Raw genomic sequence first — 16,427 nt, 5'->3', positions numbered from 1 at the left:
CGCACGGTCCGAGGAAGGCCACAGGATCTCCTCGCGTTCCCCGGCCCGGGACGGTCGCCCCCGGCATATCGCCATCATCATGGACGGTAACGGGCGGTGGGCCACCGCCCGAGGGCTGCCCCGGATCAAAGGTCACGAGGCGGGAGTGCGCGCGGTGCGGTCGGTGCTGGACGCGGCACTCGACGAAGGCGTCGGCCATCTGTCGCTCTTCGTCTTCTCCACCGAGAACTGGCGCCGGCCCGAGGCGGAGGTGGTTGGCCTGATGCAGCTGGCCGCCGACAGCATCCGCTCGGTCGCCGACTACACCGACCGCGGCCTTCGTCTGAGGTGGTGCGGCGCACAGGAAGGGCTGGCTCCCCATGTGGTCGAGGCGCTGGGAGAAGCGGAGCTGCGGACCCGGCACGGCCGGTCCATGACCGTGGTCTTCTGCCTCAACTACGGCGGCCGGGCCGAGATCACGAAGGCCGCTGCGGCGCTGGCCCGCGCCACGCTGGCCGGGCAGCTGGAACCGGATGCCGTCGACGAGCAGGTTTTCGCCCGGCACCTGCTGCTGCCCGACCTGCCCGACGTGGACATGCTCGTTCGTACCTCGGGAGAGCAACGGATCTCCAACTTCCTGCTGTGGCAGTCGGCCTATGCGGAGTTCTTCTTCGTGGAGACCCTCTGGCCCGACTTCACCGGTGACCAACTCCGCCTCCTGATCCAGGCGTTCAGCGCCCGTAAGCGACGGTTCGGCGCGGTGCCCGAGGCGCCGTGACGCTCTCACCCGTACCCGTACCCGCACCCGTGCCCGTGCCGGTGCTCGTTCCCGTGCCCGTGCCCGTTCCCGTGCTGTGCTGTACGACGTCCCGGAGTCGGCCGCCCAGTAGGGAGAAGCCGTCGACGGTGGTGGTCACCTCGCTCAGCGCCGGGCCGCCGAACCGGCAGTGCAGCAGTGGGCGTTGGCCGTCCGAACGCCGGACGCACTGGGTGGAAATGGCACTGATGCTCCGGGCGCGCACCATCAGCGGCGCGGACGCCAGGGACTGGTCGAATGTCGGGACTGGCGCCGGCTCCGGCTCCGGGTCCAGATCCGGCTCCAGATCCGGCTCCGGGTCCGGTGCAGTGGGCGGAATCCAGGCAAACCCCCACACGCCGCCGACGCCGGCCAGCGCACTGCCCACCAGCAGACCTCCCACGTTGCAGGTCACCAGCGCGACCAGCGCGAGCACCAGCACCACCAGCACTACCGGCGTATGGAACTGCGGAGGCGTGATCAGCATCAGGGAGGCCGCCAGCAGCGGCACGCTGGTCGAGAACCCCGCGCCGCCGACGATGCCCGCCACCACCACCGTCGCCGGACCGCCGGAGAACGGCAACAGCAGCATCTCCGCCGACCCCAACACCGCGAGCACGGCAGCGCCCCAAGGGCGGCCACGCCGCCACACCCGGTCACACGGCCGCATCAGTAGCATTCCGCCCGGCCGGGCTTGACGGTGACGTCCACATCCCGCACCCGGAAGCTTCCCGCCGTGGCGAGCGAGGAGGTGAACGGGTCCGGGTCACCGCCACATGACCGGCCCGGACACCCATGCCGCCCTTCGAAAGGAACCCCACCCGCAATCCGCTGTGACGGGTCCCGTCCTGCTCCGCCACGGAATCGGTCACCTCCGTGACCCCGTCGCGCTCCAGTTGTTCACCGGACACCTTGAACGCACTGCCCGAGCCCGCCACGGACACCGCCAACACGCCATGGGCCATGCACAACATTGAACTATCGAGCAGCAGCCCCAGTCGCCCTGCCGACCCGGCGTGCGGAGGCCCACCGGGGCTGCTCGAAGCGCACGGGGGCGCGCGAAGTGCGTGGGGCCCGACTGCGGTTTCCCCGTCCGGCACCGCATCGTGCCGCACCCGGCGGGCGCGTCCCAGCCAGCCGCGGGCGACCGACCTCGACGCGCCCGGCGCGACGGATGGGCGGGAACACCGAGTCAGCGGTTCCGCCACCTGCCCTGCACCGACCGCCACAGGCCCCAACAACAGGTGCCCAAGAGCAGCGCGTTGAGGAAGATCCCCATCCATGCCCATACCTGGAAGATGACGTTCACCCCGAAAAACAGCACGAGGTTCGCTGCGACGAACAGCCGCCACGCCGAAACCCCCGGCAGTCTGGGGCGAATCGCCGTGTTGACCAGAGCCGCCACCACAGCTACGCCGGTGATGAGCAACTCCCGTGGAATGCCGTACCAGTACGGCCTGATCTCCCGACCCCACAGGACGAAGGCGCCGACCCAGACCAGGGCGAAGCAGCCCACAGCTCGCACCAGAAGGGCCGTGGACGACTGCGCCCCGCGGGCGGGTGCCGCGGCCCCTGCAACAGCACCGGGCGCTGACGCGACGAGAGGCTGCGGTGACGCGAACGGCGCCGGCGGCGCACCGAAACCCGGTTGCGGCGACGCACCGAAACCTGGTGGGACCGGTCCTTGTCCCGGCGGCGCGACTTCCGTCGGCACCGGAGCCTGCGGCCAGGAAACTCCGGCCGCCTCGACACCCCTCGCGATGGCATCCAGTGCGGCCAACGCCTGTTCGGCGGTGGCACGTCGCGCCGGATCCTTGGTCAACAGGGCTGCCAACACCGGCGCCAACGGCCCGGCCCGCTCCGGCGCCTGCGGCTCCTGCGTGACGATGGCGATGCACAGGGCGGTGAACGTCTCGGCGGAGAACGGCGGCCGGCCCTCGACGGCGGTGTACAGGGTGGCACCCAGCGACCAGAGATCGGTGGAGGGCGTCGGCGGACGGCCCTCCAGTTGTTCGGGGGCCATATAGGCAGGGGTGCCGATAAGGGTTCCGGAGTGGGTGAGTGCCATCGTGGCATCAGCCATGTGCGCGATGCCGAAGTCCGTGATGATCACCCGGTCGTCCATCAGCAGAACGTTGTCGGGCTTGAGGTCACGGTGGACGATGCCCGCAGCATGTGCCTGAACGAGGGCCTTCAGCATCAGGGCGCCGATCTCCGCGACCCGCCGAATCCGCAGGCGTCCGTCGCGCGCCACGGCGGCGGCAAGGGACACACCCGTTGCGTACTCCATGACGATCACGGGCGCGCCCTCGTGCTCGACCACGTCATGCACGGTGATGATCCCCGGATGGTTGAGCCGCGCGGCAGCCCGCGCCTCCCGCATCACGCGCTGGAGCAGGACATCACGGTCCTCGTCGCTCACGCCCTCCGGAAGCGTGACCTGCTTGACAGCGACTTCCCGGCCCAGCCTCTCGTCGCGGCCCTTCCACACCCGGCCCATACCGCCCCGGCCGATCAGCTCCAGGAGCCGGTACCGGCCGCCTATTAACGCCCCGCTCACCTCTGACATGGCGCATACCCTAACCGCACTCCGTCGACCGGCTGCCTTCATGTTGGTAGCGGCCGGGAGTTTGGCCGATGGCTACGGTGAAGGCGCGAATGAAGGTGCTGGGGTTGGACCATCCGCAGGCGTGAGCGGTGGCAGTGACGGTGTGTCCCTCCGAGAGCAGGACCAGGGCGTGATGTAGGCGCAGTTGGGTGCGCCATTGATGGAAGCTCATGCCCAGTTCGTCGTGGAACAGCCGGCTGAGGGTGCGTTCGCTGGCCCCCACTGCCTGGCCGAGCGCCACGAGTGGTGCGGTGTTGGTGGGATCGTCATGGAGCAGGCGGGCCAGGGCCCGTAGGCGGTCGTCCTGAGGTTCGGGCAGGTGGAGAGGTTGCTCTGGAGACGTGCTGACTTCGTCGACGAGGATGGCGCGTAACCGGGTGCGGGTGGCCGGGCGGTAGGAACGGCTGCCGGTGAGCGCCAGCAGGACTTCCCGGGCCAGTCCGGAAATGGCGAGTACGGCAGGACGGTTGGGAAGGGCGCGGGCCAGGGAAGGCGCAAGGAACACGATGCGCATGTCGGTGCGGCCGTGGGCTTGGTGCTGGTGCTCGGTCCGGGCCGGAGTCCAGGCCGCTCGGTTGGCGGGGCAGATCCATCTGCCCCGCTGAGTGGTGACTGACAGGATGCCGCTCGCGGCATAGACGAGGTGTCCGCGCTCATGCTGGTGAGGGGGGCTGATATCGCCGTGGGTCAGGTCGTGAGAGATCCACCCTGCTCTGGGCAGATGGCGGGCTACGAGCATGACGTGGCAGTCTATCGGTAGCCCGCAAGGCATCGCATCGGTGAGATTGTGGTCCATGTCCGCACACGTGCACTTACCATCGACTGCTGCGATCCGGGACGCCTTGAGGGGGCCGTCGGGGCGGCGCCGCCGACTGGCGGTGCTCGGGATCTGTGGTCTGTCCCTTTTCATGACCTACCTGGACAACACCATCCTCAACGTCGCGTTGCCCGCGATCCAAGCCAGTCTGGCCTGCGATCTGACCGCACTGCAGTGGGTGATGGACGCCTATCTGCTGGTGCTGGGCAGCTTGCTCCTGCTGGCCGGCTCCGTCGGCGACCGATGGGGACGACGTCGACTGTTCCTGTTCGGGCTGCTGGTATTCACCGTTGGGTCGGCGCTGTGCAGCGCGGCGGTGAATCTGGGAACTCTGGTCGCGGCGCGCGTGGTTCAGGCCATCGGCGGGGCTGCACTGACACCGACTTCGCTGTCGATCGTGCGCGATGTCTTCCGCGACCCTGATGAGCGGGACAGGGCGCTGGGGGTGTGGAGTGGGATCTTCGGCGTGGCCACCGCCTGTGGGCCACTGGCCGGCGGGCTGCTCGTGAGTGTTGCGGGCTGGCGCTCGGTGTTCTGGGTCAACGTCCCGCTTGGCCTGGTCGCACTGGTACTCGCGCGCCGGTTCGTGCCCGAGTCCCGGGCACCCCGACCTCGCCGCGCGGACCCGCTCGGACAGGGCTTGATGATGGCGCTTCTTGCCACCTTGACGTACACGCTCGTCCAGGGCCCCAGGGATGGTTGGACCAAACCGCTGATCGTGACTGGTCTTGTACTCGCTGCCGTCACGCTCATCGCGTTCGTCGCGGTCGAACTTCGGCAGCGCGAACCGATGTTGGACCTGCGGTACTTCCGGAACCCTTCGTTCAGCGGCGCGAATGTGATCGCGCTGCTGGCGTTCGTCGCGCTGGCCGGCTTCCTGCTCGTCAGCACGCTGTACCTGCAGCAAGAACGGGGGTTGTCCGCACGAGGCGCCGGAGTGGCTCTGCTGCCGGCCACGGTGGCGATCGCTGCCGGAGGGCCGTTGGGCGGCTGGCTGGTGGCTCGCTACGGGCCCCGCCTGCCGTTGACTGCCGCCGGCCTGTTCATGACGGCGGGCAGCGCGGTACTGCTCGGGTTGAGCCCCACCACCCCCTACGCGCGGATCGCACTCGCCTACGTGCTGCTGGGCGCCGGGTTCGGCCTGGTCAACCCGCCGATCACCAGCATCGTCGTCAGCGGTATGCCGGCCAACCAGGCCGGCGTCGCCTCGGCGGTGGGTGCCACCGCGCGTCAGTTCGGCAACGCCCTGGGCGTTGCCGTCCTGGGAGGGCTGCTGGCCGTCGAGCTCAAGTCACCAACCGGCTCGCACCTCCTCGGCAACGCCGTGCGGCTGCCATGGGCGTTCCTCTGTCTCGACGGCCTGGCCGTCACCGCCGTCGCGCTGCTCGCCACCAGACGGCGCCCACGGCACGGCGGCGGAGAGTCCGTCTCACCGAGCATGCCAACACCAGAGAATGCGCAGCCAGTCACAACCCGCCTCTACCCAACAGATTGAAAACAGACGCCACTGAGTTCACTGTCCAGGAGACCGCGGACGCCCTGGTGGCGACGGTGCGGGCGTTCGCGGCCATCGCGCCGGACCTGCCCCGCGGCCCACGCGTGAACGTCTCCCCCGGCCGTCCGCGATCCGGCTGCCGCGGAGATACTGGCGCCCTATCCGCCAGGCATCCCGGTCGTACTCCCCGGCGAACGGATCACGTACCCGTTCTCGACTACCTCTGCTCAGGGGTCGCCACCGGCATGAACGTCCCCGACGCCGCCGACCCCGAACTGCGAATCGTCAGAGTCGTGGCGGACCCCTGACCCACCTCACGACACGGTTGCGCTGACCCCGCAACAGCTACCTGCCCAGCCCAACCCGCCAACGCTCAGCCCTCTTGGCGCGCAAGCCGTACGGATTGCATTTTGCATCATGCCCGCACAGGCGGCCGCACCACCGGCCGGCCGTCGCGCGCAGGGACAGTGACCGTGCCGGCGAAGTCCCCGACGAACAGAGCCCGGACCACCCGTGGGGCGGCGAGTTCGGATCGGTGCCGTCGATCAGCAAGCCGGGAGCCGATGTACTGCCGGGTGAGACACCACCGGACGAAGCCGGCACGGAAGCGGAAACGGGCCCACGGGACAAGCCGAAGCCAGGCTGTTACAAGGTCCCGACGATTCTCATCGCCTTCGTCGTCGCCCTCTGTGTGACCTTCTTCGTGGCATACGCAGTGATCACGGCGCGCTGAGCCCACGTTGCGGCTCTCCTCGATCCCGCTGCGCAGGGTTCCCCTCCGGTCCACGACGTTGGTTGGCCTCCGGCGACTCCTCGGCGCCGACGGACTCCTGGCCCTTGGCCTTTGCCGCGCCGAGCTCACGGCCGGTGGCCAGGCGGCGGAGGGGCGGCCATGCTGGCGCGGACATCGGCCACGTCCAACGGCAATGGCATCGGTCAGCAAACGTGGATCTTCCCCAACTCCCGGTGCGCGCGGGCCAGGCTGCCGAAGTCACGCGGTACGCGGCGGCATCCACACCACACCGGTCAGTACCCCAACCCTGCGGGCGTGTTGAACCGTGCGTTGCCAGCCGTGCGCGCTCACCAGGCGGATCAATTCGATGCCGTGGTTGAACAACAGAATCCGGGTGTCCCGTCACGTCATACGCCTCGACGGAGTCCAGACAGGTTCTCGCAGCCCAGGCGTCAGCTCTCGGCGCCGAAGACAGACCAGCACGTCACCTACCCGGTGCGCAGTTCCTGTCACGGGTCGAGCAGGAGGAAGGACCCCACCAGGAGCCGGCCGGTCGACGGCAGGTGTCGGCGTACACCTGAATGTGCACGAGTGGTACGAACAAGAAGGCTCAGATGATCTGCCAGACCGCCAAACCGTGAGACGGCGAGACGGCGAGACGGCGGGTCACTGGGCGGCTGGTGAATTCACCCGGATCTTGTCAACCAGTTCCATGAGCAGTCCTCACCAGCCATGATGATCAGCGGAGCGAGGACGACTGCAGACCCCGCTCGGCTGACGACATCGATGCCTTCGGAGGATGAATGCCGCGTATAGGGGCCTACCTCGCGCACCCACGGCCTGGCAGTTTTAACCACGCCGTGTTCCACACCGTTGTGCAACACCTGCGCGACCTCGGATGCGAGGTTCTCGCGCATGACCTCTACGCCGAGGAATTCGCACCTGGGCTGACTGCCGACGAAACGGAGACGGTCCTGCCTGTCACAGGCACTCAGGATTCGCAAGTGGCGCTCCATCGGGCGGAGGTGGCCACACTTGACGCCATGGTGTTCGTGCACCCGAATTGGTGGGGCATGCCACCGTCTGTCCTTGCAGGTTGGGTGCAGCGTGTCCTCGCACCCGGAGTTGCCTACAAACTGGGAACCTCGGAGGGGGAGCCCGAGGGGCTACTGAGAGCCGGCCGAGCCCTCATCCTGAACACCTCTGATACCCCCGCCGACCGCGAAGAAGCAGAGTTCGGAGACCCGCTGCAAAGGATCTGGGAGGCATGCGTCCTGCCATACGTGGGAGTTACCGACGTTCGCCGGGTCGTCTTCCGAACGGTCACCGACTCTTCCGACGAAACCCGCGCCTCATGGTTGCATCAGGCACGTCACCACGCCGCTGCACTGCTGGCCTGACATGTACGCGGGGTGGTGGGCCCGCGCAGGATGCAGTCCACGGCTACGACCTTGCCGCCGCGAGCCAGGCACTCGTGGACGAACCGGCGGTACGCTTCGGGGAGCCGGCACCACTTGAAGCCGAAGAGGTATGGCAAAACATCGTCGCAGGTCAGAGGGCATTCAAGGTCAGCAAGTCAGCATCGGCGGCGCTACGCCGGGAACCGCGCCTGCCGCCGGACCAGGCAGTGGCACTCGCCCGCCTCCAGGGAGCCGACTGGCCTCGACGGAGGCCATGCCAGCTCGCCTACGAGGTAACGGTGGACCCGCCCGGCAGCTGGCTCTGGACTCCGCCGGGAATCAGGTCGACGTCATCGTCGCAGCCGCTGAGACTGCGGTTCGACGCCGCGGGGAAGCGCTGGAGCCACACGTCGGACTTCCTCGCGGTGACCCGGGGCCGGGAGTCTGGCTGATCGACATATGTCCGGAGCCTTGATCAAGAAAGGTGGCCGGGAGCCTGAATTCACGCCGGCAGTCTGGGGACGCCCCCACGCGGCAATCAGTTCCAGCCGTCTGCCGTGGTCGGCGCTCGGCGCTCGCCGGTAGCAGCCTTCGCCGACATGTCCGCGGCACCCTTAGGGGGATCCAGCCGCCACGATCCTTCCCGGTCATGACCGTGCTGCCGCACCACACAACACCGATAGCTTGAGCGTGCATCAGCCCACTGAGGACCCGTCATGCATCGCCGCACAATCGTCGTCTCAAGCCTTCTCGCTGTCGCGGTCCTCGCACCGTACGCCCCCGGCCGCCGCCTCGGCCCAGCGAGCGGACACCCTTTAACTCAACGCACCCTGGACGCAGTCGTCGCTGGGCGTGCCCACCGCCATCGCCGAGGGTGCGGGGCGGCGATACGGTCTTGCGCGACGGTAGCGGCCTCGCCGGCCCGGTCGAGGGAAGCGGGCGCGGCCGGGGACCGCTTCCGGGCTGGCAGCGTGACCAAGTGTTTCGCCGCCACGGTCGTCCTCCAGCTCGTGGCCGAGGGTAAGGCCACCCTCGCACGGACTCCACCAAGTCCGACCGGGCCAACGACGCCGTGCTTAAGGTACTCGCCGCCCTGTGCACCAAGTAAGGTCGCCGGCCTCAAACCAGACACCCCTCTCAGGTCGGCCAGCCCTCGTGCACAGGTGGGCTTGGTGGACGCGCCGGAGCCGTTGAACCCAACGAAAGCCACGACCTGGCCGGCGGTGAGGGCCATGGAGGCACGATCCAAGCCTGGGAGGTCCTGGCCGGGGCAGCTGTACGACATATCGCGCAACGCTCGTTCGCTGCACGGCCATGACTGGCCTGGTTGAACGGCTGGTGCCAGTGCGAGTTGTGTGCGCACTCCCCCCGTCGTCGGCTCCGATCCGATGACGAACGGCTTGTCGTCCGGATCGCCGCCCGGCCGCTGTTGCCATACGAGCCCGTGGCAGTTGCGGAACACCTGGCCGAAGTACCGGTAGGCCGCCTGGATGCATGGGGGGCTTCGACGGTCTCGGCCTCCCCCGCCGTCGCCGCACCCGCACAGCGGCACGTCCGCGAGCTCGAACAGCTCGTCCTGATGCGCGTGCCGACACGTAGAGAAGTCGGACCGGAAGTGCGATGCGCAGGCGAACCGCCTCCTGCCGGACATCGTGGTGCAGCAGACTCACCAGACTCACCTCCAACGGCGTCCTTGAGGCTGGTGGCACGCACGATCTGGTCAGCATGAAGGATGCCGCCAAGACCGCCTCGGCACCTCCGGAATCTCCAGAAGGCGTCGTCAGTGGCGCGGCTGGTGCCTTCGCTTCCGATACCGGGGTGCCCTAGAGTCGCCGCATGCGACGAAGGACGGGACTGGGGATAGCTGGGGCCGCGGCCCTGGCCTGGGGCGAGTGGTTGAACTGGCGCTGGTCTCGATCCCTCGTGGGGACCAACGGGGGCGTATCCGAAGCTGTGGTCGTGCTGGGCTACCGGAATCCCCAAGCGACGGCGAACTTCATCAACCGCTGGCGAGTCCGCTCTGGAATTCGCTCCGTTGCCGCTGACAGTGCGCGTGGCACTCTCGTAATCTTCAGCGGTGGTGCGACCAGCGGCTGCATTGCGGAAGCCCAGTTGATGGCTGACTACGCACAGTCGGTGCTTGAGTTCGATGGCACAGTGCTTCTCGAAGACCAAAGCGCGACCACATGGGAGAACATCACGAACGTGATCCCACTGCTTGAGGATGTCGATCGAATCAAGATCGTCTCCCAACCAGCTCACGCGCTCAAGGCCCGTGCGTACTTGCGGCGGCAGCGCCCTGATCTTGCTGAGAGGCTCGTGCGAGCGGGTGACTACCGTCCTGGCGAGTGGTTGGTTGGGAAACCGCTGCTGGCTCTGTACGGGCTTTGGACACTCCGCGGTCTCAAGGCCGAAGAACGGAAGGTCTCGCTGTAGAAAGCCGCTGTCGCGTCGGTGTCACAAGCGGGGGGTTGTTCAGCCGTCGCCAGCAGATGACTGCGCATCCGACGGTGAGGAAGGCTTCGTGGGTGTCGTCGCGGATCTCCCAGCGGATCCGCAGGCGGCGGGCACAGTGAAGGTGGGCGAACGCGCGCTCCACGACACAGCGTTGGGTGCCAAGGCTGGAGCCGCGCGGGATCCCGCGCCGCCGGACGACCAGCGGCTTCACGCCGAGATCGCAAGCCAGACGGCGGTACTTGTCGTGGTCGTAGCCGCGGTCGCCCAGCACGATGTCCGGGCGGCGCCGGGGCCGGCCACGCTTGCCCGCACCGGCGGAACGGCTTCGAACAGCGGACTGAGCTGGGTGACATCGTTGCGATTGCCGCCGGTCAGCATGGGGAGCGGGATAGCGGTGACGTCGTTGATCAGGTGATCGGTGGACGCCCGGTGCGGACGGCAGGAGACGACGGCGGCGCGCAGCTGACCGACCGCGCCGTAGCCGGGATTTCGTGGTCGGCCGCCTTCGCATGCGCGCTCCGGCGCTGGTCCGCTCGAAGGCCGGCCGCAACAGTGACACGACCGGGTGCGGCAGCACCCTTGACGTGCCAGCCTCGCCCCGGACACTGACGCATCAGGGAGACCTTCTACGCACACTCCGAGAAGGGACAAAAACAGTGCCGGCCACCGAAGTTTCCTCTCTGCCCCGCGTGGGCCTGCTCATCCCGTCCTCGAACACGGTCATGGAGCGAGACCTGCGCCGCAGCCTCGCGGACGTCGCCGAGCTGTACTCCGCGCGGATGCACCTCGTCGAGACGACTGCGGACGCCGAGGCCGCGATGCTCGACACCTATCTGCCCCAGGCCATCGAGGACATCGCGTCGCTGCGGCCGACCGTCACCATATTCGGGTGCACCAGTGCCGGCGCGCTGCGCGGGCCGGAATATGAGCGCGAGCTCTGCGTGCGGATTGCGGACTGCACGCAGAGCCGTGCGGTCAGCACGATCTCGTCCGTAAGCGCCGCGATCTGCAAAACCGGCCGCCACCGTGTTGCTGTGCTGACGCCGTACGTGGACGAGCTCAACGCAAAGATTCGCAGCAGCCTGGGCAGCGATGGCCTCGAGATCCTGGATATCGAGGGCTTCGGCATCGCGGACTGCTTCCGTCTCGCCGAGCCGACTCCACGGGAGATCGCGGACCGCGCAGTGAAGTTGGTAGAGCGCGCCCGCCCTGAGGTGCTCTTTCTCTCGTGCACGAACTTCCGGGCACTGGAGGCGGTCGACGCGATCGAGTCGGTGACTGGGATCCCGGTCGTCACCAGCAACGGAGCGGTCGCCTCGGCGGTGCGCGAGGTGTTGGACAAGGCCCAGTAATCCGGATCTGTCCGTCAGCCGTCAGAGCACGCCTGCAAGAACATGCGGGACGACAGTGGCCAGCGGCAGGCGGCCAGCGGCAGGCGGCACCGGCACTCGCAGTCCGCCCCCGTACCGCCCAACCGCCGGGCGGTGGCAGGCTGGTGGAGCAGTAGCCGGCCGACGGGCAGGCCGAACCGGCAGATTCGCCCTCCTTGGCGTGGTCCCGCCCTGCACGGTCGGCATCCTGTGCCGTCTGGCACTGCCCGCACCGTCGCCTCAGCTGTGCCCTCGGCATCATCGTGGGCATCATCGTGCGGTCGCCGTCGCTCTGTCCGGGTCGCTCCTCCTCTCCTACATCAGCACCAGCGGCAACCTCGGCCGGTTACCAACTACCAACAGTTCTTAACGACACGCATCGGAGACGCCCTCCAGCCAGTCGCGGATCGCGCCTCGCTGTTCCGGTGTGAACTCGGCCTTGGTGTGGGCGGCCTACTCCGGCGATGCAAACCAACTGATCGCCGCTCGGGCCGCGATGGGCGTGGGCAGCGCACTGATCACGCCCGCGCAAATGGCCATCCTGATGTGGACTTTCAGCGGCCCCCGCCCGCGCCACCGCGATCGGCATCTCCGCGTCAGCCGCCGGCGTCGGCATAGCCGCCGGCCCTATGCCGGCCGGACTCCTTCTCGACCACTTCGGGTGGGGCTCGGTCTTCCTCGTCGACCTCCCCATCATGGTGCTGACACTCGATCGGCAGGGTGATCGGCCCAGTCATGGCAGGGCTCACGAGCACTCTGCCGTTGGAACGGGCCGGTGCCGGTCCGGCCGTTCTCAACACCGTGTGCCAGGCCGGCAGCCTGCTGGGGATCGCGATCGGTGGCACGATCATGCCGATCGCCAACCGGAACCCGATCGAAGGCTCTCTGCGCGGATGCCCCGGCCCCGTGCGGGAAACAGGCGCGAAGCTCCGCGGAACAGGCCCGACACGCCGCCAGCACGATCCACCAGCCCGCCCTCGCGAACGCCGCCGACCACGCGTTCATCCACGCCATGCACGTCGCCGCCGGCGCGACCATGCTGATCGCCCTGGCGGAGCGGTCCTGCTGACGGCCGCCTTGCGTCCCGCTCGAAAGGCCACGAAGCCGGTCCGGTACCGGAGTTGACCTGACACGCTGGTCTTGGCGACGGGCAATAACCGTTGCATCCGTCGCCAAAACCACAAGGCCAACGGGCTCCAATGCTTGCTCCCCTGCCATACCTTCCCCGCTCAGGGGCGGAACCGCCTGGCGTCACCGCCGATGAAGTATGCGCGTCGGGCCGGACGGATGGACGAGGCCGTGGCCCGTCCTGTCTGGTGCCAGGCAGCTGGTGTTCCGGGGAAGGACCAGAAGGGCTGGGTTGGATAGTGCTGGCGGAGGAGCTCTCGACGATGACGTGTTGGAGGACTGGCTGAAGTGGGCCATGGAGGTCACCGTGGAACTGCCGCCCAAGTGATCCCGTCCGTCTGGCCATTCCGGCTCACGGACCGGCTTCCTGGGCTCCCGTAGCCGCCGGGTCCTCCGGATCTCGACGTCCATCGCACCCCTTGAACTGGGGTGTTGCAGCGACTGCGGGAACGGAAGCAGCAACCGTGCGGCCCTCTATTCACGAAGACGGATTCCCTTGACAGCGGTGTCGAAGACCGGCCGATACCGGTCCCATCGCTCATTCGGCGCGGAGAAGTAGATCACGTACTGAGTGGCGTCGGCACCGCTGAAGGCCAGCTCCACCGCCCGGTACTCCCGTGCTCTGCCCTGGAACGTGAACTCCCAGTACCCCGCGGGCCGCCCCCGGAACGTCGTGGGGCCCATTCTGACCCGTTCATAGCCCGGGTTGTCGCGACGCGTCTGGGCCTCTTCTGTCTCCCGCCAGTGCCGGAGAGGATCACCGCCCGCGAACTCGACGACGTCGATCCTCAGGCTGGCCAGCCCGGAGAGGTAAGCGACCTCACCGCCAGGCATCTTCTTGAAGGTCCAGCCGTCCTGCACGGGGATGGAGAAGCCTTGGCCCGCCTGCTCAAGGTGGTACCCGTTGGGCAGTGGTGGCAGAGATGACGGCGACGGGGGACTGGGAGTCGGCGGGTGGTTGGAGGTGCTGCCCTGCGAGGGGTGAGCACTCGGCGAAGCTTCCCCGCCCCCGGGCCAGAGCAGCACCCCGCCCGTCGCGAGAGTGGTGACAACCAGCGCCGGGACCATCCACAACGCCGTGCGGCGGCCGCCTTTGGCGCGCCCGGGCGCCGGAGGCACCGGAGCCGCCAGGCTACCTACATGGGCCTCCGGCCGCGTGGGCGAGTCGAGGGAGACGGCTCCCGTTCCAGGCTCAAGGTCCAGGAGTCGTTGGGCTTCCTGGGCGTCCATGCGCTGGTCAGGTTCCTTCACCAGCAGGCCCTCGATCACCGGAGTGAGGTGCCCTGCATCGCTCGCGGGCGGGCACTCCTCGGTGGCGATGGCGTACGCCGTCTCGATCGCGGTGTCCCGCTGGAACGGGGGACGCCCTTGGACTGCCTGGTACAGGGTTGCCCCGAGGGCCCACAGGTCACAGGCGGGGCCGGGCTCGGCGATCCCGGGTCGCAGGCGTTCCGGCGCCAGGTACTGGATCGAGCCGACCAATTCGCCAGTCTTGGTCAGTGACGGCGTTCCGGGCTCCACCGCGATCCCGAAGTCGGTGAGGACGATCCGCCCGTCCTTCCCCAGGAGTACGTTGGCGGGCTTGACGTCCCGATGCAGCACTCCGGCCTCATGCGCGGCGCGCAACGCGGCGGCCATGGCCCGGCCGACCCGGGCCGCCTCGCTGACTGGCACCGTGCTCTGCCTCTTCAGGACGTCGCTCAGTGTGACCGAGGGGATGTACTCCATGACGATGCACGGCAGCCCCTCGTCGTCGACGACGTCGTGCACCACGATCACGTTGGGGTGGGCGATCCGAGCGGCGCTGCGGGCCTCGCGACGGGTGCGCTCGTAGAGCCGCCGCACCTCATCGTCGTGCAGGTGCGGCGGAACGTGCAGTTTCTTCACCGCGACGTACCGGCCGAGCAGCTCGTCCTCGGCCCGCCAGACAGTGCCCATCCCGCCACGGCCCACCCGCTCCACCAACCGGTAGCGGTCGGCTATGAGCCGCCCCAGATCAGACACCGTGAAACCTTCACCTTCCCCGCACGCCTGAGCATGCCCGACAGATTGCGGGAGAACTTTAAACGCGTGTCGGTTGCATGGCCACGCCAGCGGATTTCCCGAGCCGCCGCATCCCATGGGCACCTCATGTGCTCGCACCCACACCAGGATCGTGTGCTGATGGCAATCGTCAGAAGGTGGCTGCCTGGGTCCTCTGGTTCCAGCGCCGCCGACTTACGCCCTGAAGGCACGGCACTCGGGCAGTGGGCGCTGCCTCTCCACAGCCGCCACCGGCTCGGCCGCGGCGAGGTGTCGCGGTCAGAGCCTCTGCAGATGGGGCGGCGCCGGAGACTATTTCTACAGCTCTTTCACCCATCGGTTCTGCCTACCTGGGACCGGGGAGTGAACAAACCCATACCGGGTCAATGCGCGACTTCCGGCCATGGTGCCCATGTTGGACACGATGCGCTCGAAGCCGCCGTCCTTGACGGTCTGGAATCCCCTCTCCATGATTGCGTCCAAGACGCCTCTGCGGTAGGCGCGTGGGAGGTCTGGGGCAAGAAACACCCAGCCCACGTCGCAACTTTTCTCGCCTTTGTTCGGCCGTGTCGGTAGGCAGAAGAATCCGCCGACGAGTGCTCCGTTCTCGATTGCCACTACGTGTTTCACCCCAGGCCCCAGTTCTCCGTCCACGCCGGCGCGGGTGAAATGGACCGGGTTCTCTATCGAGTAGCCTTCGTCGTTGTACTGAGCACTTTCGAATGCTTTCCGCAGCATGCGTTCGACCTCGTCCCAGCAGGACCGCATTCCTGCTCCGTCGAGCAGCCTGACCTCAAACAAGCGATCCTCAACCTCTATGTTCCAAAACATGGCAAGCCTCCTCGCGAGATGAACGAGGCATCTGGTGTCGCGAAACCGGCTGGTTGGCGGGCTGGCGAGATGGAGATTTACAGTACCGCTTTTCAGTACCGCACGGAGCCTTGCTTCGCGGCATGTAAACGTAGGCCATACGAGTGAACATCGCGGCCGGTGTCGGTAGGTGAACTGTTGGTGACTGCGGATTCGATGGAAAGCCAGGCTCGAAGTCTCAGGGACGCTTGAATCCGGCCGCATGGCAGTGGCAGCCGTGAAATGCCAGTGGTGTGCTGTGGGCGGTGATCGAGCCTCTTCTGTAGAAGGTTGCGCGCCGTGTGCGTCATCCGAGCCGCCAACGCACGTTAGATTCGTAAATGGCCATGTGGAAAAGGTCCGTCACCGTCGCAGCGCACCTTCCCGGCAAGTACGCCAGCCTCGGTAAGCGCATCACGGGCTTGAAGACGGTGCCCGGCGGCGCCCGGCGCGAGAATCCGTCCGGCGCACTGTCCGTCTTCCGCAGACGTCGGCGGCTTTCCAAGGGGGGCGGCAATGCAACTTGCTTTCCTTAAACGGCTTTACACGGAGGCTGGTCTTTTCGCTTCGATCTGTCCCGACACCTCACGCGACGACGCCATCAAGGATCCGGAAGCCGTCATGGAGCTGCGTTGGCGGCACCTTCGTGATGACCTGATCACCCGAGGCGCAGACCCCGGACTGCCTGGCGGCCCTGGCGAGCACCGTGCGGGACGACGCCGCAATGCCTGGCATGCACGGCCAGGCCGCCGACACGGGGCACAGCTCACTTC

12 protein-coding genes and 1 pseudogene are annotated in these 16,427 nt (G+C 67.6%); 7 read left to right on the top strand and 6 right to left on the bottom strand.

Features of this window, described 5'->3' with window-relative positions; genetic code table 11:
• Positions 1-79: 79 nt before the first annotated feature.
• Positions 80-757 (top strand): polyprenyl diphosphate synthase, encoded by a 678-nt coding sequence (uppS, locus tag ACRAS8_RS34520; RefSeq protein ID WP_438489971.1) that lies wholly within the window; start codon positions 80-82, stop codon positions 755-757.
• Here the strand turns inward: uppS and ACRAS8_RS34515 are convergent.
• The 3 genes from ACRAS8_RS34515 to ACRAS8_RS34505 all read right to left on the bottom strand — a co-directional run bounded on the left by ACRAS8_RS34515 (position 711) and on the right by ACRAS8_RS34505 (position 4,122).
• Complete coding sequence (locus ACRAS8_RS34515) at positions 711-1,445, bottom strand: DUF6114 domain-containing protein (RefSeq protein WP_438489970.1); 735 nt, start codon at positions 1,443-1,445, stop codon at positions 711-713. The genes uppS and ACRAS8_RS34515 overlap by 47 nt on opposite strands.
• Positions 1,446-1,967: 522 nt before the next feature.
• Positions 1,968-3,344 carry a serine/threonine-protein kinase gene (locus tag ACRAS8_RS34510; RefSeq protein ID WP_438489969.1) on the bottom strand — a complete coding sequence of 459 codons (1,377 nt, stop codon included), beginning with the start codon at positions 3,342-3,344 and terminating at the stop codon, positions 1,968-1,970.
• Between the two features lie 10 nt (positions 3,345-3,354).
• Positions 3,355-4,122, bottom strand: coding sequence for an AraC family transcriptional regulator (locus ACRAS8_RS34505; RefSeq protein ID WP_438489968.1), 768 nt, complete (start codon positions 4,120-4,122; stop codon positions 3,355-3,357).
• Between the two features lie 169 nt (positions 4,123-4,291).
• Here ACRAS8_RS34505 and ACRAS8_RS34500 point away from each other — a divergent pair, with 169 nt between their 5' ends.
• The 5 genes and pseudogenes from ACRAS8_RS34500 to ACRAS8_RS34480 all read left to right on the top strand — a co-directional run bounded on the left by ACRAS8_RS34500 (position 4,292) and on the right by ACRAS8_RS34480 (position 10,264).
• Complete coding sequence (locus tag ACRAS8_RS34500) at positions 4,292-5,695, top strand: MFS transporter (protein WP_438489967.1); 1,404 nt, start codon at positions 4,292-4,294, stop codon at positions 5,693-5,695.
• A 138-nt stretch (positions 5,696-5,833) separates the two neighbouring features.
• Positions 5,834-6,003: pseudogene (locus ACRAS8_RS34495) on the top strand (ornithine decarboxylase); the annotation flags it as partial.
• Between the two features lie 74 nt (positions 6,004-6,077).
• Complete coding sequence (locus ACRAS8_RS34490) at positions 6,078-6,428, top strand: DUF6480 family protein (RefSeq protein WP_438489966.1); 351 nt, start codon at positions 6,078-6,080, stop codon at positions 6,426-6,428.
• A gap of 803 nt (positions 6,429-7,231) precedes the next feature.
• Entirely contained in the window at positions 7,232-7,828 is a 597-nt protein-coding gene (locus ACRAS8_RS34485; RefSeq protein WP_438489965.1) for an NAD(P)H-dependent oxidoreductase, read from the top strand.
• Positions 7,829-9,664: 1,836 nt separating this feature from the next.
• Positions 9,665-10,264, top strand: coding sequence for a YdcF family protein (locus ACRAS8_RS34480; RefSeq protein ID WP_438489964.1), 600 nt, complete (start codon positions 9,665-9,667; stop codon positions 10,262-10,264).
• Here ACRAS8_RS34480 and ACRAS8_RS34475 read toward each other — a convergent pair.
• On the bottom strand, positions 10,233-10,796 hold the full coding sequence (locus ACRAS8_RS34475; RefSeq protein ID WP_438489963.1) for a transposase: 564 nt from the start codon (positions 10,794-10,796) through the stop codon (positions 10,233-10,235). The two genes, ACRAS8_RS34480 and ACRAS8_RS34475, sit on opposite strands and share 32 nt — an antisense overlap.
• Positions 10,797-10,974: 178 nt before the next feature.
• Here ACRAS8_RS34475 and ACRAS8_RS34470 point away from each other — a divergent pair, with 178 nt between their 5' ends.
• A complete protein-coding gene (locus ACRAS8_RS34470) occupies positions 10,975-11,637 on the top strand; it encodes a maleate cis-trans isomerase family protein (RefSeq protein WP_438489962.1) in 663 nt (220 codons plus the stop codon).
• Between the two features lie 1,620 nt (positions 11,638-13,257).
• Here ACRAS8_RS34470 and ACRAS8_RS34465 read toward each other — a convergent pair.
• Positions 13,258-14,787 carry a serine/threonine-protein kinase gene (locus ACRAS8_RS34465; RefSeq protein WP_438489961.1) on the bottom strand — a complete coding sequence of 510 codons (1,530 nt, stop codon included), beginning with the start codon at positions 14,785-14,787 and terminating at the stop codon, positions 13,258-13,260.
• A 336-nt stretch (positions 14,788-15,123) separates the two neighbouring features.
• Positions 15,124-15,636 (bottom strand): GNAT family N-acetyltransferase, encoded by a 513-nt coding sequence (locus ACRAS8_RS34460; RefSeq protein WP_438489960.1) that lies wholly within the window; start codon positions 15,634-15,636, stop codon positions 15,124-15,126.
• Positions 15,637-16,427 lie beyond the last annotated feature (791 nt).

Source organism: Streptomyces sp. S186 (assembly GCF_051603415.1).
Taxonomy (GTDB): Bacteria; Actinomycetota; Actinomycetes; order Streptomycetales; family Streptomycetaceae; genus Streptomyces.
The sequence above is the reverse complement of the archived record's forward strand: the minus strand, read 5'-3'. Positions and strand labels throughout refer to the sequence as shown.